Below are 21,145 nucleotides of genomic sequence, written 5' to 3'. Positions count from 1 at the left end.
TGTAACCAAATGTAACGCTGTGATGACGGCGGTGATATTGCATGCCGGCACCGCAATGCAAAATAGCCGCACCTCCATGCAAAGCGGGTTCCCTTGCCTTCGCGATAAGCTGCGCAGGCTATTTCGGCTTGTCCATTCGAATAATGAAATGAAAGGGAATCACATGAAACATAACCATAAGGGCCACAACTGGAGTGGCGTGGCGGTCGCCATCGCGCTGGTGCTGGGCGTCCAGGGGTGTAACGACAACGGTTCGACGGCCAAGGCCGAGGTGGTCAAGGACAACGCCTATTACCGGGCGCTGGCCGAAGGCATGGTCCAGAAGATGACCCTGGATGAGCGGATGGGGCTGCTGGTGGGGCCGGGTTATGTGTTCTCCAACGGTGCCTTCGTCACCAACCTGGATGCCCTGAACAACCTCAAGGGGGACGTGCCGGGCAGCGTGGGCTACATCAACGGCGTTTATAACGCGCAGTCCGGGCTGGACATCGCCGCCAGCAAGCTGGGGGATGGCGCCGCCGGGGTGCGGATAGCACCGACCCGGGCAGGGGAGTCGGGTACCTTCTATGGCACCGCCTTCCCGGTGGGGACCCTGCTGGCCTCGACCTGGGATGCGGAGCTGGTCAAGCGGGTGGGGGCCGCCATCGGCAACGAGGTGAAGGAGTACGGGCTGGATGTCTGGCTCGCGCCGGGCATGAACATCCAGCGCGACCCGCTCAACGGGCGCAGCTTCGAATACTTCTCCGAAGATCCCCTGGTCTCCGGGGTCATGGGGGCCGCCGAGGTGGCTGGCGCCCAGGCTCAGGGGGTGGGCACCACCATCAAGCACTTTATCGCCAACAACGCCGAGACCTCGCGCTCCATCGTCGACAACATCATCTCGCCGCGCGCCATCCGCGAGATCTATCTGCGGGGCTTCCAGTATGCCGAGGAGCACGCCAATCCCTGGGCGGTGATGACCGCCATGAACAAGGTCAACGGCACCTATACCGGGCAGTGGGCCGATCTCAATACCCGGGTGTTGCGCGATGAATGGGGCTTCGAAGGCTTCGTGATGAGCGACTGGTGGTCGGGGGATGGCCACTATGCGGACATGATCAAGTCCGGCAACGATCTCATCGAGCCGGGCGGCCCGGCGCTGCCCTATGGCTACGGTGATGCCCTGACCGGCCTGCAGGAGGCCTATGCCGCCGGCAGCCTGAGCGCCGATACCATCCAGCAGGGGGCGGTGCGGATCTTGACCCAGGTGCTGAAGATGCCTTCGAACCAGGGTTATGTGCCGACCAATGCGCCGGATCTGGCGAGCCATGCCAGCCTGTCCCGTCAGGCGGCCAGCGATGGCATGGTATTGCTGAAGAACAACCAGGCCAGCCTGCCGCTGGTGGGGGGCAGCAAGGTCGCTTCCTTCGGGATCACCCAGATCAACACCCTGAAGGGCGGCGCCGGCAGCGGTGACGTGAATGCGGCTCACATCATCAACGTGGCGGATGGGCTGGCCGGGCAGTTCAGCGTGGATTCCGGGCTCGCGGACTTCTATCGTACCTTCTTCGAGCAGAACAAGAGCGAGAGCGATTTTGGCGGCATCTCCACCCTGGTGAGCTGCCCCGAGCCCGAGCTGAGCCAGACCGAGATCGCGGCCTATGCGAGCGGCAACGATGTCGCCGTCATCACCCTGGGACGCAACTCGGCGCAGGGACAGGATCGCCAGAATGCGAAGGGGGACTATCTGCTGTCGGATGTGGAGCAGCGGCTCATCGACAACGTCAGCACCGCGTTCCACGGTCTGGGCAAGAAGGTGGTGGTGGTGCTCAACGTCGGCGGCGTCATGGACACCAGCGCCTGGCAGGACAAAGTGGATGCCATCCTGCTCGCCTACATGCCGGGCCAGGAGGCGGGCCATGCGGTGGCGGATCTGCTGTCCGGGGCCGTCAATCCCAGCGGCAAGCTGACCCAGACCTTCCCGGCCAGCTATGGTGATGTCCCCTCGTCCGCCGGTTTCCCCGGCACTGACACCGACGGGGATGGCACCATAGACACCCACTATTACAACGAGGGTATCTATGTCGGCTATCGCTACTACGCGACCTTCGGCAAGGGGGTGAACTATCCCTTCGGTCACGGCCTTTCCTACACCCGTTTCGACTACAAAAACACGGCCATACAGAGTAATACGCTGACTGGGGCTGGGGGCAACGTGACCCTGACCACCACCGTCTACAACAGCGGCAGCGTCTCCGGCAGGGAGGTGGCCCAGGTCTATGTGGCGGCCCCGGCTGGAACGCTGGGCAAACCGGCCATCGAGCTCAAGGCCTTCGCCAAGACCAAGCTGTTGCCGGCGGGAGCCAGCGAAACCTTGTCGTTCGAGATCCCGGCCAGCTGGCTGGCCAGCTTCGACAGCGGCAACAACGAGTGGATCATCGAACCCGGAACCTACAAGCTCTATGTCGCGCCATCCTCGGAGGTGGCTGCCGTGGAGCCGCTGACCTTCACTCTGGGGAGCAAACTGGTGGTCAGCAAGACCACGCCGGGGGCGCTGGCGCTGCCGGCCGGGGTCACGGAGGCCTCTTTCGAAACGCAGTATTGAGTAGCTATAAAGCTAAGGGGGAGCCTGGCTCCCCCTTTTCATGTCCGCTTAGCAGCCGCAGCCCCCGACGTCTGCGCCAGCTCGGCAGATGAGCCTACTTCTTCTGCTGTTGCAGAGTCGAGATCTGCTTGTTCAGGGCCTCCATCTCGCTCTGGTGACGGCGGGTCATGGCCTGTATCTCGGCGGCGGAGCGTTTCTCGCCAGCACCCTCGGCCTGGGATGAGGTCGCGCCCTTCAACTGCTCGTTGTATCGGCTGATCTCGTTGTTCATCTTCAGGGTCTTGGCCTCAGCTTCGGCGCGCAGGGTCGCCAGCTGATGCTGCTTCTGGCTGGCGGCGAGATCTTTTTCAATCGCCTCGGTCTGCTTGCTGGCCTCTGCCACCGCCTCTGCCGGCGGGGTGTATATCCGCAGATCCATGGGCTTGGCATCGCCGGTACAGGGGATATCGCTGAAGATGGTGTTGCCGTTGACGGTGCATTGGTAGACACCGGCCCGGGCTAAAAGCGGGGTGGCGGCAACCAGCATACCAAGGCAGAAGGCCAGAGTGCGTGACATTGATTCCTCCTTGAATCCTATTCCTTCGCGGCAGTCTCCGGGGCAGTGCCGACACCGCGCCAGCCGCCCCGGAGACTGCCAACATCATGAACTACTTGAAACAATAGCCTCTTCATCAGGCCACTCCATTTCAAATTGCGGATGGGGCGCGGCGCCGTCATCCGGCGTCGCCACGAGAGGGCTCTGCCGCCGGTTTTCCCCGCGCCTCAACACATCAGAGCACCATACTGAGCCACAATGAGGTATCTTATGCCCCGATTTCATCCATTTAACGGTGTCGAGACCCAACATGATTATAAAACCCAAGGTTCGCGGCTTTATCTGCACCACCACTCATCCGGTCGGTTGTGAAGCCAATGTTCGTCGCCAGATTGCTTACACCCAGGCTCAGGGCCCCATCGAGAATGGTCCCAAGAAAGTACTGGTGATCGGCGCCTCCACCGGCTACGGCCTGGCCTCGCGCATTGCCACCGCCTTCGGTTCCGGCGCGGCCACCATCGGTGTCTTTTTCGAGAAGCCGAGCTCCGAGACCAAGACCGGCTCCGCTGGCTGGTACAACTCCGCCGCCTTCGACAAGGCTGCCAAAGAGGCCGGCCTGTATGCCAAAAGCGTCAACGGCGATGCCTTCTCCAACGAGTGTCGCGAGAAGGTGATCGAGCTTATCAAGGCCGATCTGGGTCAAATCGATCTGGTGGTCTACTCCCTGGCTTCGCCGGTGCGCAAGATGCCGGATACCGGTGAAGTGGTGCGTTCTGCCCTCAAGCCTATCGGCGAGACCTACACCACCACCGCCATCGATACCAACAAGGATCAGATCATCACCGCCACCGTCGAGCCGGCGAACGAGGAAGAGATCCAGAACACCATCACCGTCATGGGCGGCCAGGATTGGGAGCTGTGGATGGCGGCCCTGCGTGATGCTGGCGTGCTGGCTGACGGCGCCAAGTCCGTTGCCTACTCCTACATCGGCACCGATCTGACCTGGCCCATCTACTGGCATGGCACCCTGGGCCGCGCCAAGGAAGACTTGGACCGCGCCGCCACCGCCATTCGTGGCGATCTGGCAGGGAAGGGCGGTACCGCTCACGTGGCCGTGCTGAAATCCGTGGTGACCCAGGCCTCCAGCGCCATTCCGGTGATGCCGCTCTACATCTCCATGGCCTTCAAGATCATGAAAGAGAAGGGTATCCACGAGGGTTGCATGGAGCAGGTCTATCGCATGCTGCGCACCCGCCTCTATGGCGAGGAGCTGGCACTGGACGAGCAGGCTCGCATCCGCATGGATGACTGGGAGCTGCGTGACGACGTGCAGCAGACCTGCCGTGACCTCTGGCCTTCCATCACCACCGAAAACCTGTCCGAGCTGACCGATTACACCGGCTACAAGCAGGAGTTCCTGCGCCTGTTCGGCTTCGGGCTGGACGAGGTGGATTACGATGCGGACGTCAACCCGGACGTGCGCTTCGACGTGGTCGAGCTCTGAGCCTGATCCGGATGAAAAGAGGGCCCTGCGGGGCCCTGTTTTTTTGTCAAGAATTCGGTCTCATCGAGAAATTTTATTATCCGCGATCACCTTTTTCCGATATCAAAACCGCTAGTCTTGCGCTGATCGGATCACATGACGGCCTTGCCGAGGAACGGACACTATGACCAGCCCACATGAAGCGCCCAAGAAGCGCCAACTCCCCACCGTATACACCCTGCTGTTTATCATCATCGCCCTGATGGCCACCCTCACCTGGGTGCTGCCGGCGGGCAAGTACAACTATGTCACCGCCAAGAGCCAGCAGCCGATCGCGGCCGCCGCGGTGGCCGACTACAGCGGCGACGAGCGGTTGTTGCCGGTGCCCGGCAGCTACACCGAGCTCCCCTCCCATCCACAGGGGGTGTTCGATGTGCTCAAGGCCCCCATTCAGGGCTTCCACAAGGCGGCCGACGTGGCGCTGTTCGTGCTCATTATCGGCGGCTTCCTGGCGGTGACCATGCACAGCGGCGCGCTGGATGCCGGGGTCGGGGCCATAGTGCGCGCCTTCGCCGGCCGTGAGCGGCTGCTGATCCCTGCGCTGATCGCCCTCTTTGCCCTCGGCGGCTCCACCTTCGGCATGGCGGAGGAGACGGTGGCCTTCTGGGCGCTGATCGTCCCGGTGATGATGGCGGCGGGCTTCGATCGCATGGTGGCGGCGGGGATCATCCTGCTCGGCTCCGGGGTCGGGGTGCTGGCTTCCACCGTCAACCCCTTTGCCACCGGCATCGCCTCGGGTTTTGCCGGCATTCCCATCGGCGAGGGGATCGGCCTGCGGGTCGTCCAGTGGCTGCTGCTGGTGATCTTCGCCTCCTGGTTCGTGATGCGTTACGCCAAGCAGGTGCAGCAGGACAAGGGCAACTCGGTGCTGGCCGACATCCACTATGACGACGAATTCTCCCAGATGAAGCGCAGCGACGCGGCCTTCAGCGGCAAGCAGAAGCTCACCATGCTGGTGTTTTTCGGCACCTTCCTGCTGATGATCTATGCGGTGGTGCCCTGGTCGGATCTGGGCATCGATTTTCTGCCAACTCTGGGCTGGTGGTTCGATGAGCTCTCCACCCTGTTCTTCAGCGCCTCCATCCTGATCGCGCTGATCAACCGGATGCCGGAGTCCAACTATGTGGCCACCTTCCTGGAAGGGGCGCGGGACCTCATCGGGGTGGCGCTGGTGGTGGCGGTGGCGCGCGGCATCTATGTGGTGATGGAGCAGGGCGTCATCATCGACAGCATTTTGCACTGGGCCGAAGGACTGGTGACCGGGCTCTCCTCTTCGGTATTTATCCTGATGGCCTATCTGGTGCACATCATTCTGAGCTTCTTCATCCCCTCGACCTCGGGGCTGGCGACCGTCTCCATGCCGCTGATGGGACCGCTCGCGGACTTCTCCGGCATCTCCCGGGATCTGGTGATCACCGCCTACCAGTCCGCCTCCGGCTGGATCAACCTGTTCGCCCCCACCGCCGCCCACCTGGTGGCCGGGTTGGCGCTGGCCAAGATCCCCTACGAGCGTTTCGTGCGCTGGGTGCTGCCCTTCATCATCGGAGTGGCGCTCATCACCATGGGGGTGCTGGTGGTTGGCGCCCTGCTGCACGGCTGATGGCCTGACATAAAACGACAGACAGCAAAAAGGCTCCCGCGGGAGCCTTTTTCATGATGTTGGCAGTGCTTACTGCTTGTAGTTCTTGAGGAAGCGGGCGAGACGGCCGATGGCATCCTCCAGCTCCTCTTCCCGGGGCAGGAATGCCAGCCGGAAGTGGTCTGGTGCGGGCCAGTTGAAGCCGGTGCCCTGTACCAGCAGCAGTTTCTCCTGCTGTAGCAGATCGAACACCATCTTCTGATCGTCGCGGATGTCGTAGACCTTGGGGTCGAGGCGCGGGAACAGGTAGAGCGCCCCCTTGGGCTTGACGCAGGAGACGCCGGGAATGGCGTTGATCAGCTCCCAGGCCTTGTCCCGCTGGCGCCGCAGCCGGCCGCCCGGCAGGATCAGCTCGTTGATGCTCTGGTAGCCACCCAGCGCCGCCTGAATGGCGTGCTGCATGGGCACGTTGGAGCAGAGCCGCATGGAGGCCAGCATCTCCAACCCCTCTATATAGCCTTTGGCCCGGCCCTTGGGTCCGGTGATGACCATCCAGCCCTGGCGGAAGCCACAGGCGCGGTAGGCCTTGGAGAGGCCGTTGAAGGTTACTACCATGACGTCGTCGCACTGGGTGCAGACGCTGGTGTGGGCGATGTCGTCGTAGAGGATCTTGTCGTAGATCTCGTCGGCGAAGATGATGAGGTTGTGTTGGCGCGCGATCTCGATCAGCTCCAGTTGGAATTCGCTGCCGTAGACGGCGCCGGTCGGGTTGTTCGGATTGATCAGCACCAGGCCGCGGGTGCGCGGGGTGATGCGGGCGCGGATGTCGTCCAGATCCGGATACCAGTCGGCCCCTTCGTCGCAGCGATAATGCACCGCATGGCCACCGGAGAGGGTGATGGCCGCGGTCCACAGCGGGTAGTCGGGGGAGGGCACCAGCATCTCGTCGCCGTTGTTGAGCAGCGCTTGCATGGCCATCACGATGAGTTCGCTCGCGCCGTTGCCGATGTAGATGTCATCGATATCGACCTTGCGCATCCCCTTCTGCTGGTAATACTGCATCACCGCCTTGCGGGCGGAGAACAGCCCCTTGGAGTCGCAGTAGCCCTGGCTCTGGGGCATGTTGAGGATCACATCCTTGATGAGTTCCTCGGGGGCATCGAAACCGAATGGCGCCAGATTGCCGATGTTGAGCTTGAGAATGCGGTGGCCTTCGTCTTCGAGACGGCGAGCCTCTTTGTGCACCGGGCCGCGAATGTCATAGCAGACATCGTCGAGCTTGTGCGACTTGTCGATAGTGAACATGGTGAGCGTGATTCCTTCCCCTGGGGGCGCGTTGGCAAAAAGCGTTTTTTAGTATCAAATTTCTCTACCCCTATTCTTCACAGAATTGAATGCTAGAACAATCTAATTTATGGAATAAATCCCTGATATTTACCCCTAAAACAGGGTTGCCAATCTGTTAAATTCAGCAGGATCGTTTGCCTGTTTCGCAAGAAACCAGTGAAAGATGAGGGTGAGCTTCATAAAGCCGCAGGAGTGTATTGAAATACTCCCCCCATCTGGCACGATTGGCTGGGGTGAGATACGTCCATCAGCCCCCATTCCGAGCCCGGCCAGCGCACCGTCCGGCGGTTTTTCATCATGTCTCGAGGCTTTTGCCATGCACGCACCTACGCCCGGCCGCTATCGCCACTTCAAGGGAGGGTACTATCGCGTGCTCACCCTGGCCCTGCACACCGAAACCCAGGAGCGGCTGGTCATCTATCAGTCCGAGCAGGATGAGCATGTCTATGCCAGGCCCGTCGCCATGTTCATGGAGTGGATTGAACATCAGGGCGCCGTGGTGAGCCGCTTCACGCCGGTGGCAGACTGAGCGTGAGCATTTTTTTCCATGAAAAAAGGCGCCATCAGGCGCCTTTTTGCGATACGAATGGGGATCACAGACCCAGATTGGCTCTGGCGTAGGCTTCGAAGTCGGTGCAGCCACCGATGTGCTGCTCGTCCAGGAAGATCTGCGGCACCGTGGTGACCGGCTTACCCGCCTTGGCGGCCAGATCGTCCTTGGTCAGCCCTTCGGCGTTGATGTCCACGTAGCGGAATTGGAAGTCATCGCGCTCCTCGGTCAACTGCTCGGCGAGCTGCTTGGCACGGACACAGTAGGGGCAACCTGGGCGACCAAAAATTTCTACAAACATCGTTTCTCTCCGTTAAATGAAGCCGTTATATGAAGCCGCTGCAATGAGGCTGGCGACAGCATAGCCCCGCCTCAGGGTTCGTTAAAGTGGAAAATTACGGGCATAGGGGCCGCCTTGCGGGCAAGGCCCCTGCGCATCACTGCTCGGCGATCTGGATCGGCTGCTGCTGGTAGATGCTCTCCAATACCCCTTTCTCGAACCCTGTCCAGGGTATGGGAGCCGCCTTGCGGGCAAGGCCCCTGTGCATCATTGCTCGGCAATCTGGATCGGCTGCTGATGGTAGATGCTCTCCAATACCCCTTTCTCGAACCCTGTTCTGGGTATAGGGGCCGCCTTGCGGGCAAGGCCCCTGTGCATCATTGCTCGGCGATCTGGATCGGCTGCTGCTGGTAGATGCTCTCCAATACCCCTTTCTCGAACACGGTCCAGGGCCAGGGGGCCTTGCTGGCGCGGAAGCGCTCGTGGGTGGCCGGATCCTGGGACAGGCCGCGCTGGAACATCACGAAGGCCTTGCGCTGGCCGCCTGCAGTGTCGATGAAACCGGCCAAGTTGGAGGTGCCGGTGATGGTGCCGGTCTTGGCGTGCACCTTGTTCTTCATCATGGGGGCGGTGACGCTGCGACGCCAGGCCAGGGTGCCGTCCACCTGGGAGCTCGGCAGCAGCTTGATGAAGTCGAGCTCGGCATCATTCTTCTGGATGAAGTTCAGTACCGACAGCATCTGGCGGGCGCTGATGAGGTTGTGAGCGGAGAGGCCGGAGCCGTCGGCCAGGGTGGCGTTGCCGAGATCGATGCCGTTCTTGGTCAGGATGGCACGCACCGCCATGGTGCCGCTGCGATAGCTGCCCGGCTTGTTGTAGTAGTGGCGGCCGACGGTCTTCAAGAAGGTATCGGCATAGAGGTTGTCGGATTTTTTCAGCATCTTGGAGAGCATGACCGGCAGGGAGACGGAGTAGTGGGTGGCCAGGGTTTCGGCGCCGACCGGTGCCAGATGGGTGACCCGCAGCAGGCCGTCGTGGCTGATGCCGGCGCGGTTCATGGCCCAGCGGATGTTGTCCCAGCCCCAGGCCTCCACGTCGTGGATGGCAAAGCGCAGGCCCTGCGGGTCCTTGTTCGGGGTGATGCAGCCCTTGAGCTCATAGAAGTTGCCCTTGGCCATGTCCACTTCGAGGGCGCAGAACTGGCGCGCCATGTCGCCGTAGCTCATCACTTCCACGTTGTCGGCGCCGATGCCGATGGGCACGCCGGTGGCGACGTTGCCGACCGCCGGTTTACCGATCTGGGTGGCGGTGACGGTGCCATAGGCGCAGTTCTTGTCGATGATGACCGACGACACCGGGGCCGCGAAGCAGAGGGTCTGATCCCCCCAGGACCAGCCGTTGCCGCGCTCGTAGCCGTTGTAGGCGCCGGTGTTGACGTAGACATTGCCCTTGATGCGGGTGACGCCGAGCTGCTTGAACAGGGCCACCAGATCCATCCGTGACAGGGTGGGATCGCCAACGAAGTTGATCCAGATGTCGCCATTGATGACATCCCCCTGCTTGGCGCCGTTCTGGGCCTGGATGTCGGTGGCGAAGCGGAAGTCGGCACCGAGCTCGAGGCGGGCGGCGAGCGCGGTCAGCACCTTCATGGTGGAGGCCGGCGCTATCATATCGTCGGCGTGGCGGGCGAACTCCACCCCGCCGCTACCCTGCACGATGACGGCGTATTGGCCCCCCTTGGGCGGGATCAGCGGGGCGGCATGGGCCACGATGGAAAACAGGGTGGAAAACAGAGCACAAACACCAATCAACAGCCGCTGCATAAGATCCTCAAACTTGACGAAGAGGCCGGCATCGTGTGCCAGCCTTGATACTCAACATGGATATATTCACCTGTCAGGGTGCCGTCAGCCAAGTGTTTCGGCTGTACGATAACGCCCCTGGTAGTCAAAAATTTTATCCTTCACCTGCCAGAAGCGTCCCGACTTGCGGGCGATGACAAAATCCGGATGACGAAACTGGGTTTCGGCGGCCAGGACGCTGTCCAAGGTGGTGAATTCGGGCTCAAGGCCCGGGGCGGGCCAATGATGACGCACAAAGCGCTGTTGAAACAAGCGCGGTGCGGCCGTGGAGTGAAAGGAGAAGTATTCGGTCAATGTCAGACCGTCCTCATCGTGGTAGGTCACCTCCAGACGCTCCCCCTGCTTGCCCTTGCCTCGGGTCAGGGTCAGCCCGGAGCAGCGGATCACCATGCAGTCCTTGAGATTGAGCGCTTCTTTAAGTTTGTCATCCGGATCCACCAGCAGCTGATCACAGCTCTGGCAGCGGCGGGCGGCAATGTCGTTCTCTGCCCCGCAAGCCGGGCAGATCTTGGCGCGAAAGCGATAGTCGCACTCCTCCCGCTGACCTTCGTCATCCTCGAACAACCCCTGGCAGCGACGGCCGTAGTGCTCGATCACCTTGCCATCTTCGTCGGTCTTGCCCCAGAAGGTGTTGGCAAAGCCGCAGGCGGGGCAGGGTACCTGCACCGGCTCTGTGCCGGCGTGGGGCCTGGGCTCCCCCACTTCGGGGGCGAACAGGTTGAAGTTGTTGCCGGCGTAGTCGAGCACCAGGCAATCCTCCTTGCCCGGCGAGAGGCGCAGGCCGCGGCCGACGATCTGCTGGTAGAGCGACACCGACTCGGTGGGGCGCAGCATCACGATCAGATCGACGTGGGGGGCATCGAAGCCGGTGGTGAGCACCGCCACGTTGACCAGAAACTTGATCTCCCGCGCCTTGAAGGCGTGGATGAGAGCATCCCGCTCCGGGCCCGGGGTCTCGCCGGTGATGAGGGCCGCCTGCTCCCCTTTGGCACCCAATAGCCCCTGGATCTCGCGGGCGTGTTCGACGGTGGCGGCGAAGACCATCACGCCCTGCCGCTCACGGGCATACTCCAGCACCTGGTTGATGATGTGGGGGGTGACTCGCTGCTGGCGCTTGAGTTCGCCATTGAGATCGGCCTCGCTGAACAGGCCGTTCTCTCGTGGTACCAGCTTGCTGAAGTCGTAATGGACGATGGGGGCATCGATCAGGCGCGGCGGTGTCAGGTAGCCATTCTTTATCATGAAGCGCAGGGGCAATTCGAACACGCAATCGCCAAACAGCCGCTCGCCATGGCTCTTCACCATGCCGTGGTAGTGACGGCGGTAGATCCAGCCAAGCCCCAGCCGATAAGGCGTCGCGGTGAGACCGAGGATCTTGAGGGCCGGGTTGCCGGTCTTGAGGTGCGCGATCACCTGATGGTACTGGCTGTCATCCGCGAGCGAGACGCGATGGCACTCGTCGATGATGAGCAGGGAGAAGGCACCATCGAAGGCATCCAGGTTGCGTGCCACCGACTGCACCGAGCCGAAGACCACCTGGGCCGAAGCCTGCTTGCGATCCAGCCCGGCGGCGAAGATGTCAGCGCTAAGATCCCAGGCCTCGTACTTGGCGTGGTTCTGCTCCACCAGCTCCTTGACGTGAGCCAGCACCAGCACCCGGCCACGGGCCTTGCGCGCCAGCTCGGCGATCACCAGGCTCTTGCCGGCGCCGGTGGGCAGGACCACCACGGCGGGATCCGGGTGCTTGCGAAAATGTTGGATAACGGCGTTGACCGCGTCTGTCTGATAGGGTCTGAGAACGAACATGAGGAGACTGGCCGATGCAAGATGGCGCCATTATAGGGATCTTGTCGCCAAAATGCAGCGTGAGGCGTTGAGGAGGCGGATGGCCGACGCTGCCAGCGGACAGCCAAATAAAACGGGCCAGAATGATTCTGGCCCGTTGGCATACTGCATTGCAGCTTAGTGGAAGGGGAACAGGTAGTTGAGCCAGCTACCCATGCGCATCAGGATCTTGCGCATGATGGCCACGTGGTGGACATGTTCGGTGTAGATGGCGGCCTGGCCGCTGGAACCCGCAATCACCTGATACTTTGCCCATTCGGGATCGGTGATCTCGAGAACGATGGGCAGGCGACCCGGCAGTTGAGCCGTGGTCTGGTCGATAAGGCCGGCCTGAGCCTGAATGTTACCCGGTGCCATGGCGGGGATCACGGACTGCACCTTGGCCTTGAAGATCCGGCCAGGGATACCGTCCAGCACCACCTCGGCTTCATCGCCCTCTTTCAGCCGCTGCATGCTGTTTTGCCAGAACCAGCCGACGTAGGAGTTGGCATCTTCATGAATGAAGGTCATCACCGGGCGATACATGAAAGGAGCGGCGATCATGCCTGGACGCAGCGCCAGCTGCACGATGTGACCATCGCTTGGGGCATAGACAACTGTCTGTTCCAGCTCGTACTTGGCGATGTTGAGCTGGGCATTGATGTCATCCAGCGCGGCCTTCTGTTGATCGGTCTGGGCGACGATATCGTCTACGTTGGCCTGGGTAACGTCGAGATCCCGCTGTTTGCCGATGCCACGACGCACCAGCTCCTGGGCGCGATCCCGGTCCAGGCTGGCGGAGCGCAGCCTGGCATTGAGGGCTTTCAGGAAATCCTTATTGGAAGCGAGCCGTGCCGTCAGGCTGGCAACCTTTTCCTGGAAGGGGTCGGCTTCGATGCGAAACAGCACATCTCCCTTGTTGACCTTCTGGTTGGGCTGGACCGGTACCTCGGTGACGCGGCCTTTGACCAGCGGCACTATGGGAGTGGAGACGTAGTAGTTCCGTGCCAGCTCCGAATAGGGGTGGTTGTAGTTCATCAGGACGATGAGCGCCCCTATGATGAAGACGCCGCCGAGCACGGCGGTGGGCACTGTCCACTTGTTGAGCGGGATCTTGAAGATCTTGAAAATACCTATACAGATGGCGGTATAGGTGAGTATCAGTAGCAAGTCCATGAATGATTACCTATTTATCGGTCTGTTCGAGCGTGTTCATACGGGCTTGCAATGCGGCCAGTTCTTGCTTGAGCGTGGAGATCTCATCTTCGTCCTTCTGCAGACGTTGATTGAAACCCCAACCGCGATCAGGGCGGTAAATGGTGGCCCAAATCCAGAGGAACGGCCACAGTACGTGCAGAGTAAAAAGGCTCACCCAGCCAGCCACGTGAATGGCATCCTGGTGGGGGTGGTTACGATGCTTGGCAATTTCATAAGGAATATCGTGAATGACGATAATTCCGTAAAACATCACCAGGACGACAAACACCAATATCCCGAGGGCAACGTAGGTCAGTATGTAATCAGGTATCATTCATTTCTCCCATCTAAGTCGCAAGGCCATACCCAGCCTTGTACCTGTAGTTTCCGACGTATGATGACAGCATATTACGTCACTGCAAGACTGCAATAGGGGAGTTGATATTCCGGTACAGCCTCGGTTCATTGGCCGCTCATTAATTGCGCGCCGGTGAATTTCTTTCTATAAAATCAAATAGAAAAGAGATTCAGATGTCTCGTTAACTGGGGGGCGCGATGAAGGGACTATGCGGGATGTGTTCGCTGTGGGGGACTTTGCTACTGGTCAGCCTGTTGCTGGCAAAGGTTGGCTGGGCTGCCGAGCCAAGGCGAGAGCCCACTGAGCAGGAGAAGTCCCAGACCCTGATCTTGCTACATGAGCCCATCGTCATGCTGCAGGCAAAATATGGCAGTCTGGATGGCGCGGCCCGGGTGCGGCTGATCCATGAAAGGATCCAGGCCCTGGACCCCAGCGATCTGAACTCGACCATCACCGTGCTCAAGGGCCGCCGGGTCGGGCAGGAAAGTCGGGAATTCATGGTCAACGGCAAGCGCATTCTGGTGCTGCTGGTCGGGGATCTGGACGAGTTTGACGAGCTGACACTGGATCAGGCGGCCGAGCGTGTGCGAGTCCGTCTGGATGAGGTTCGCATCAAGTACCTTGAGCTGCACTCAGCGCCTTATCTGTTCAAGGCCCTCGGCAAGGCGGCGTTGGCCAGCGTGCTCTTCTTCGCCCTGGTCTGGTTGCTGCAAAAAGCGCTTCGGCGCGTCAAAAAATGGCTCGTCAATCGACTGATGCTGCAAAAAGGGCTGATCCCGCCCCAGTGGCGACAGGTGGTCGGCAACGTAGAGGATCGCCTGCTCAGCCTGCTGACCCTGTTGCTCATCTTCATGCTCATCTATGGCTGGCTCACCTATGTACTGGGGCTCTTCCCCCAGACCAGAGCCTGGAGCCTGCGGCTGGGTGACTCCCTGTTCAGTCTCTGTAGCGACATGCTGGAGGGGATCATCGCGGCCATGCCGGGTCTGGTGACTGTGCTGCTGATCGTCGTCATCACCCGCTTCTTCATCCGGGTACTGGCCATCTTGTTTGATCGCATCGAAAATGGGCAGTTTCGGGTGCAGGGGTTGCACGCCGAAACCGTCGGCGCCACGCGGCGGCTGCTCTCGGTGGTGATCTGGCTGTTTGCCCTGACCGTGGCCTATCCCTATCTGCCGGGGGCCAACTCAGACGCGTTCAAGGGGATCAGCGTCTTCTTCGGCCTGATGGTGACCCTGGGGTCTGCGGGCATCATGAACCATGCCATGAGCGGCCTGGTACTCATCTATTCCAGAGCCCTGCGGCCCGGCGATCTGGTACAGATTGGCGAAGTGGAGGGCATGGTGACCGAGCTCAATGCCCTCTCGACCAAGCTGGTGACGCGTCAGGAGCACGAGGTGACGTTACCCAATGCGGTGGTGGTGGGTGGCAAGGTGGTCAATCTCACGCGCCTGGCGGGGGACAAGGGGGTGGCCTTGCTGACCAAGGTGACCATTGGCTACGACACGCCCTGGCGTCAGGTGCATGCCATGCTGGAGCTGGCGGCGCGGCGCTGTGAGCAGCTCAATCAAGGAGAGGCGCCGCTGGTGCGTCAGCTCAACCTGCAGGACTGGTATGTGGAGTACGAGCTGCAGGTGCGGATGAAGGAGGGGCTGTTGCCAGCCGTGGTCAAGACCGAACTGCACGGCCACATCCAGGATGTGTTCAACGAGTTCGGGGTGCAGATCATGTCCCCCAACTTCGTCGCCCAACCGGAGCAGGCGGTGCTGGTGGCCAGGGAACACTGGTATCAAGTGCCCGCGGCGCCGCCAGCGGACCAGCCCGCCATCAAATAAGGCGAGTGGCCTTATCTGGACAACAAAAAGGCCCGGCAGTGATGCCGGGCCTTTGCTATTGCGCTGGGGGGCGCCGCGAGTCAGCTCTCCTTGGCCGCGCTCAACTGGGACGACCTGAACTTGTACAGGAAGGCCAGGGTGACGAGGGCGGTACTCACCAGGCCGATGACGGTGGAGATGTTCATCTCCAGTCCAAAGCCGATGGGGGCGTTGGCCAGATAGGTGATCACCACGGCGGTCATGAACATGGCGGGAAGGGTGCAGACCCAGTGCAGCTTGCCTTCCTTGATGAGATAGGCGGCGGCGGCCCACAGCATGATGACGGCGGTAGTCTGGTTGGCCCAGCCGAAGTAGCGCCAGATCACCCCGAACTCGGCCTTGGAGATGATGAAGCCGAGGATGAACATGGGGATGGCGATGAGCAGTCGCTTGGCCATGGGCTTCTGTGTCAGCTTCAGGAAGTCGGCGACGATGAGGCGGGCACTGCGAAATGCGGTGTCGCCAGAGGTGATGGGCAAGATCACCACGCCCAGGATGGCCAGCACGCCGCCGACGGTGCCGAGCAGGCTGGTGGACACCTCGTGCACCACGGCCGCCGGGCCGCCGTTGGCCATGGTGGCGTTGAGTGCCTCGGTGCTGTCATAGAAGGAGAGGCCCAGGGTGCACCAGATAAGAGCGATGACGCCTTCGCCTATCATGGCACCGTAGAAGATGAAGCGGCCGGACTTCTCGTTTTGCATGCAGCGCGCCATCAGCGGGGACTGGGTGGCATGGAAGCCGGAGACGGCACCGCAGGCGATGGTGATGAACAGCAGCGGCCACAGCGGCAGTTCGGTCGGGTGCAGGTTGGAGAAGTCCATCCCTGTGTTGTAGAAGCCTTTGCCGGAGACGATGAGGCCGATGATGAGGCCGACCGACATAAACACCAGCAGGGCGCCGAAGATGGGGTAGAAGCGACCGATGATCTTGTCGATGGGGACTATGGTGGCGAGGATGTAGTAGGCAAAGATGGCCACTATCCAGTACACCAGATCGATGGAGGTCAGGTTCGCCAGCAGACCCGCCGGGCTTAGCACGAAGACCACCCCGACCAACATCAGCAACACCACGGCGAACAGGTTCATGAAATGCTTGGCGGCGGTGCCCAGGTGTTCACCGACGACGGTCGGCACCGAGGCACCCTTGGCGCGCACCGACAGCATGCCGGAGAAGTAGTCGTGTACCGCGCCCGCGAAGATGCAGCCGAATACGATCCAGAGCATGGCGACCGGGCCGTAGAGGGCGCCCAGAATGGGACCGAAGATGGGGCCGACCCCGGCGATGTTGAGCAGTTGGACCAGATAGACTTTCTTGTCCGACATGGGGACATAGTCCACGCCGTCGGCCATGGTGATGGCGGGGGTAGCAAGCTCAGGTTTCGGCCCAAACAGCCGTTCGATGAATTTGCCATAGATGAAGTAGCCAGCCACCAGCAGGCCGACACAAAGGAAAAACCAGATCATTGTAACGCTCCAGCATTGTTATTTTATGGTGTGCGGAGCCAGTCTAATGGGGGTTTGCTGTTAACAGCAGGTAAAGGTCGTGAGCGGCGCCCTGGCGACCCGAGCGGCCGCCGGCTGTGATCCGGCGCACAGTCGCGGGCCCTCACTCCAGGCCCAACTCCTCCTTCAACTCCTTGAGATAGCGTCGGCTGACCGGCACTTGAGCGCCGCTCGGGGTCACTATTTCCGCCAATTGGTTGTCCAGCAGCCGGATCTCGTAGATGGCGGCGGGGGCCACCAGATACTGGCGATGGCAGCGTAGCAGCGGGGTCTTCTCCTCCAGGGATTTCAGGGTCAGCTGGGTGTGAAACAACTCTCCCTGGCAGGCGACATGGACGCCGCCGAGATCCGAGAAGGCGTATTCCACCTGTTCGACGGGCAATAGCCGCACCCTGTTGTGCAGATAGCCGGGAATGTGGCGAATGACTGGTGCCAGCGCCGCCATGGACTGCGGGCCGAGATCCTGGCGCAAACGTCCCAGGGTCTTGGCGAGGCGGACTGGCTCGACCGGTTTGAGCAGGTAGTCGAAGGCGTTCTCCTCGAAGGCCTGGATGGCGTAATCATCGAAGGCGGTGACGAAGACGATACGGGGCAGGGGATCGAGCATAGCGACCAGGTCCATGCCGCTGAGCTTGGGCATCTGGATGTCGAGAAACACCACGTCGGGCCTCAGTCGCTGGATGAGAGGAAGCGCTTCTATGGCATTGGCGGCGGATCCCAGGATCTCGATGTCGGGTTCGGAGCCGAGCTGCGTGGCGAGCTCTTCGCGAGCATAGGGTTCGTCATCGACGATGAGAACGCGGATCATGTGGTCTCCTTGGTGGGGGCCTGAGGGATATTGGGAAGGGTGAAACTGACCCGGGTCCACTGCTCGGGTTCGCACTGGACGTGGATGCCGAAGTCGTCGCCGAAGGCACTCCTGAGGCGGCGGTCCACTATGCTCATGCCGAGCCCATCCCCCGCCAGGTCAGCCTGCCAGGCCCCGGCGTTGTCTTCGACGCAGAGCCTGACATACCCGGGGCCCTCCTCCGCGTAGAGACGGATCCGGCCCTGCTCCAGCAGGGTCGAGATGCCGTGCTTGATGGCATTCTCGATGAGGGGCTGCAGGGTGAAGCTCGGTAGCGTCAGTGTGCCCAGATGGGGCGGTATCTCATTGATCACGGTCAGGCGTTCGCCAAAGCGGGCCTGCTCTATCTCCAGATAGGATTGGCAGTGGTCCTGCTCTTCCTGCAGGCTGGCCAGATCGCTCTGGCGCTTGAGATTCTTGCGAAAGAAGCGGGACAGATGCAGCAGCAGCTGGCGTGCCCGCTCGGGATCGCGGCGAGTGATGGCGCTGATGGTGTTGAGGGTGTTGAACAGGAAGTGGGGATTGATCTGGGCCTGAACGAGTTTGAGTTCGGACTGCACCAGCAGGCGTTGCTGCTGCTCCAGCCGCCCGCTCAGCAGCTGCTGTGACAGCAGATTGGCGATCCCTTCCCCCAGGGTGTGGTTGATCTTGAGGAACAGCCGTTTCTTGGGCTCATAGAGCTTGATGGTGCCGATCACCCCCTTGTCTCCTTGCAGCGGGATCACCAGTACCGAACCGAGCTGGCACTGGGGGGAGAGGCTGCAGCGATAGGGCTGGCGGTTGCCATCGGCAAACAGCACCTTGTTCTGGGCGAGCGCCTGCAGGGTGATGGTCGAGGTGATGGGGGTGCCTGGTTTGTGATGATCCTCACCGATACCGATGAAGGCGAGGATCTTGTCGGTGTCCGTGATGGCGACGGCACCGACCCCTGTCTCCTCCTGCACTATGTGGGCGATCTTCTGGCTCGCCTCGGCGGTAAAGCCCTGGGTCATGATGCCGACGGTGCGATTGGCGATGGTCAGCGCCTTGGCGGAGAAAACCCGGGAGAACTTCTCGTACATCCGTTGCTGGTCGCGGATCATGCTGATGAACAGCGCCGCCCCGCAGGAGTTGGCCAGGATCATGGGGGTGGCGATGGTGCGCACCAGCAGCAGGGACTTGTCGAACGGGGTGGCGACCAGCAGGATGATGACCATCTGCAGTATCTCGGCGTAGAGGGTGGTGAAGAAGGCAATCCTGGGCTTGAACAGCGCATCCACCCGGTTTGCCCGCATCAACCGCCAGTGCACCAGTCCCCCCAGCAGGCCTTCGCAGGTGGTGGAGATGGCGCAGGCCAGATCGGTAAAGCCGCCAAGGGTGTAGCGATGCAGGCCGCCGGTCAGCCCGACCAGAAAGCCCACCAGGGGGCCCCCCAGCAAGCCCCCCAGCACGGCACCGACGGCGCGGGTGTTGGCGATGGCGTCGTCGATCTCCAGCCCCACATAGGTGCCGAGCAGGCAGAAGCAGGAGAAGATGACGTATATCAGCACCTTGTGAGGCAGCCTGACCGAGTAGTTGGCCAGGGGACGCAGCAGCGGGCTCTTGGAGAACAGGTAGGCGATGACCAGGCTGACGCTCATCTGCTGGAGCAGGGAGAGGACTAACTGCATAAAAAACATTCCTTCGAGATCGTGCCGGGATTTGGCCTCATTTGTTTGTTCTGTGAGCCGGATCGCGCTTTGCCATGCCCCGTGTCAGTGTCGCCGGGCAGTTTGCCAGAATGGAAAATTAAAACCATATAACATCAGTATGTTAAATTGATATTTGTGTAAATGTGACGGGCTTGGTATTGCTGAATGGAGCATGAATGTGTCCACCGGATACGCCACACGGAGGTGGCATGCTCCGCCCAGTCCTCGACTGGGCGTTTTTTATCCAGCCCCGATAGCGGACTATTTAGCGGGGGATTTGGTAATTATTCAGGTTTGTCCAATGAGTTATCCCCAGCTTCTGGGGATAACTCAGAAGGCAAAATAGTAACAGAAACGCCGAGTCAGGTTGAAAAACAGCCGTTGCCCGTCATCCAGCTCCTCCTGCCTGATGCAGGTGCTGATGCTTCTCTCATCTTCCCGCAGATCGATCATCGGCACGGTTTCCGGGCGCTGTCCCCTGACATAGGGCAGCAACTTGGGCTTGAGTGGCATGCTGGGTTCGGTCGAGAGCACCAGTGCCACCGAGCCATCGTCGAGGCGCACCAGCGAGCCCGGCGGATAGACCCCCAGTACCTTTATCAACAATCTGACCAGATCTTGATCGAACTTCTTCTGGGACAGCTTGTAGAGTTGGCCGATAGCCTGACTCGGGGCCGCCGGGTTGGCACTGCTGCGCGGGTGCAGCAGCTCGTCGTAGTAATCCACCAGGCCGATGAGGCGGGCGAGGGGAGGGATCTCACCGCCCTTGATGCCGAGCGGGAAGCCGGTACCATCGAGTCGCTCGTGATGCAGATGGGCCACCTCGCGGATCCTGGGTTCAAACGCTTTCATCTGAGTGAGCATCTCCAGCCCATATTGGGGATGCATGTTGAGAAAATTCTGCTCGGCGCGGCTGAGCTCTCCCCGTTTCTGGGTGATCTGGCTTGGGATCCTCAGCTCGCCGATGTCGTGCACCAGCCCGGCCAGACCCACCTCTTCCATCTCGATGGGGCTCATGCCCAGCTCGCGGGCCATCAGCATGGCGATGAAGGCGATGCTCAGGCTGTGCTGCAGCAGGATGTCGGTGTGCTGGCTGCGAATGAGGTGCAGCCCCAGTGGCCCTTCATGTGCGCCTATCTGGGCTGCGGTGTTGCGCACTATCTGCGCGGTGTTGGCGAGCCCCTCGTCCGGTTTGAGATTGAGGGCGCCCAGCGCATCGCGCAGATCGGACAGGGACTGGCCGAATGCCTTGTCGGCGGCGCGCAGGGATCGGCGAAAGGCCTTCTCATCGAAGGAGGGTAATGTGGGGCTCTGCGGCTCGTCTTGCACCGGATGATTCGGGTTTGAAGGGGCAGGTTCGGCGTGCAGGAGAGGTTCGACAGGCAGATCACTGCGTTCGGGATCCACCATCAGCAGGGTGAGTTCGAGGTGGCGGAGGATGTCGAGCTGCTGCTGGTCGCGGATCTTGAAGGTATTGAACAGGAAAGGGTGGCTGGTCCAGCCGGTGGGAAGGTGGATGTAATGGCCGACTTTCAACTGCTCGATGGAGGCTTGGATCAACGCCATAACTCGCTCTTGTGTCGTAGTTACCTA

General features: G+C 61.0%; 17 protein-coding genes. 5 read left to right on the top strand and 12 right to left on the bottom strand.

Features of this window, described 5'->3' with window-relative positions; all coding sequences use genetic code 11:
- Nucleotides 1–163: 163 nt before the first annotated feature.
- Nucleotides 164–2,584, top strand: coding sequence for a beta-glucosidase (locus ACZ9IL_RS09635; RefSeq protein WP_476003313.1), 2,421 nt, complete (start codon nt 164–166; stop codon nt 2,582–2,584).
- Between the two features lie 94 nt (nt 2,585–2,678).
- Here ACZ9IL_RS09635 and ACZ9IL_RS09630 read toward each other — a convergent pair whose 3' ends face one another.
- On the bottom strand, nt 2,679–3,140 hold the full coding sequence (locus ACZ9IL_RS09630; protein ID WP_476003312.1) for a DUF4124 domain-containing protein: 462 nt from the start codon (nt 3,138–3,140) through the stop codon (nt 2,679–2,681).
- Nucleotides 3,141–3,429: 289 nt separating this feature from the next.
- Here ACZ9IL_RS09630 and fabV point away from each other — a divergent pair, with 289 nt between their 5' ends.
- Both fabV and ACZ9IL_RS09620 read left to right on the top strand, forming a co-directional pair.
- On the top strand, nt 3,430–4,623 hold the full coding sequence (gene fabV / locus ACZ9IL_RS09625; RefSeq protein WP_476003311.1) for an enoyl-ACP reductase FabV: 1,194 nt from the start codon (nt 3,430–3,432) through the stop codon (nt 4,621–4,623).
- A 163-nt stretch (nt 4,624–4,786) separates the two neighbouring features.
- On the top strand, nt 4,787–6,262 hold the full coding sequence (locus ACZ9IL_RS09620) for a YfcC family protein (protein ID WP_476003310.1): 1,476 nt from the start codon (nt 4,787–4,789) through the stop codon (nt 6,260–6,262).
- Nucleotides 6,263–6,331: 69 nt separating this feature from the next.
- Here ACZ9IL_RS09620 and ACZ9IL_RS09615 read toward each other — a convergent pair whose 3' ends face one another.
- Nucleotides 6,332–7,546: a pyridoxal phosphate-dependent aminotransferase gene (locus ACZ9IL_RS09615; RefSeq protein WP_042641637.1), complete on the bottom strand. Its 1,215-nt coding sequence runs from the start codon at nt 7,544–7,546 to the stop codon at nt 6,332–6,334.
- A gap of 135 nt (nt 7,547–7,681) precedes the next feature.
- On the bottom strand, nt 7,682–7,906 hold the full coding sequence (locus ACZ9IL_RS09610; RefSeq protein WP_476003309.1) for a hypothetical protein: 225 nt from the start codon (nt 7,904–7,906) through the stop codon (nt 7,682–7,684).
- On the opposite strand from ACZ9IL_RS09610, the gene ACZ9IL_RS09605 reads away from it, so the two are divergent.
- Nucleotides 7,905–8,117, top strand: coding sequence for a DUF1653 domain-containing protein (locus tag ACZ9IL_RS09605; protein ID WP_476003308.1), 213 nt, complete (start codon nt 7,905–7,907; stop codon nt 8,115–8,117). The genes ACZ9IL_RS09610 and ACZ9IL_RS09605 overlap by 2 nt on opposite strands.
- A 64-nt stretch (nt 8,118–8,181) precedes the next feature.
- Here the strand turns inward: ACZ9IL_RS09605 and ACZ9IL_RS09600 are convergent, their stop codons facing one another.
- From ACZ9IL_RS09600 to ACZ9IL_RS09580, 5 genes are all read right to left on the bottom strand, one after another.
- A complete protein-coding gene (locus ACZ9IL_RS09600) occupies nt 8,182–8,439 on the bottom strand; it encodes a GrxA family glutaredoxin (protein WP_476003307.1) in 258 nt (85 codons plus the stop codon).
- Nucleotides 8,440–8,795: 356 nt separating this feature from the next.
- Complete coding sequence (dacB, locus tag ACZ9IL_RS09595; RefSeq protein ID WP_476003306.1) at nt 8,796–10,241, bottom strand: D-alanyl-D-alanine carboxypeptidase/D-alanyl-D-alanine endopeptidase; 1,446 nt, start codon at nt 10,239–10,241, stop codon at nt 8,796–8,798.
- An 84-nt stretch (nt 10,242–10,325) separates the two neighbouring features.
- Nucleotides 10,326–12,086 (bottom strand): DNA repair helicase RadD, encoded by a 1,761-nt coding sequence (radD, locus tag ACZ9IL_RS09590; RefSeq protein WP_476003305.1) that lies wholly within the window; start codon nt 12,084–12,086, stop codon nt 10,326–10,328.
- Between the two features lie 156 nt (nt 12,087–12,242).
- Nucleotides 12,243–13,280: an HlyD family secretion protein gene (locus tag ACZ9IL_RS09585; protein ID WP_476003304.1), complete on the bottom strand. Its 1,038-nt coding sequence runs from the start codon at nt 13,278–13,280 to the stop codon at nt 12,243–12,245.
- A 10-nt stretch (nt 13,281–13,290) separates the two neighbouring features.
- A complete protein-coding gene (locus tag ACZ9IL_RS09580) occupies nt 13,291–13,635 on the bottom strand; it encodes a DUF3302 domain-containing protein (RefSeq protein ID WP_476003303.1) in 345 nt (114 codons plus the stop codon).
- A 239-nt stretch (nt 13,636–13,874) separates the two neighbouring features.
- Here ACZ9IL_RS09580 and ACZ9IL_RS09575 point away from each other — a divergent pair, with 239 nt between their 5' ends.
- The gene (locus ACZ9IL_RS09575) at nt 13,875–15,494 is read left to right on the top strand and encodes a mechanosensitive ion channel family protein (RefSeq protein WP_476003302.1); all 1,620 of its coding nucleotides are present in this window, start codon (nt 13,875–13,877) and stop codon (nt 15,492–15,494) included.
- 80 nt (nt 15,495–15,574) lie between these two features.
- On the opposite strand, the gene ACZ9IL_RS09570 is transcribed toward ACZ9IL_RS09575, so the two are convergent.
- The 4 genes from ACZ9IL_RS09570 to ACZ9IL_RS09555 all read right to left on the bottom strand — a co-directional run bounded on the left by ACZ9IL_RS09570 (nt 15,575) and on the right by ACZ9IL_RS09555 (nt 21,118).
- Nucleotides 15,575–16,996 carry a carbon starvation CstA family protein gene (locus tag ACZ9IL_RS09570; RefSeq protein WP_476003301.1) on the bottom strand — a complete coding sequence of 474 codons (1,422 nt, stop codon included), beginning with the start codon at nt 16,994–16,996 and terminating at the stop codon, nt 15,575–15,577.
- 142 nt (nt 16,997–17,138) lie between these two features.
- Nucleotides 17,139–17,843: a two-component system response regulator BtsR gene (gene btsR, locus ACZ9IL_RS09565; RefSeq protein ID WP_476003300.1), complete on the bottom strand. Its 705-nt coding sequence runs from the start codon at nt 17,841–17,843 to the stop codon at nt 17,139–17,141.
- Nucleotides 17,840–19,531, bottom strand: a complete 1,692-nt coding sequence (locus ACZ9IL_RS09560; protein WP_476003299.1) for a LytS/YhcK type 5TM receptor domain-containing protein — start codon at nt 19,529–19,531, stop codon at nt 17,840–17,842. Before ACZ9IL_RS09560 ends, btsR begins: the two co-directional genes overlap by 4 nt.
- Before the next feature lie 351 nt (nt 19,532–19,882).
- The gene (locus ACZ9IL_RS09555) at nt 19,883–21,118 is read right to left on the bottom strand and encodes an HD-GYP domain-containing protein (protein WP_476003298.1); all 1,236 of its coding nucleotides are present in this window, start codon (nt 21,116–21,118) and stop codon (nt 19,883–19,885) included.
- Nucleotides 21,119–21,145 lie beyond the last annotated feature (27 nt).

It is taken from the genome of Aeromonas sp. TECH754 (assembly GCF_056279295.1).
The sequence above is the reverse complement of the archived record's forward strand: the minus strand, read 5'-3'. Positions and strand labels throughout refer to the sequence as shown.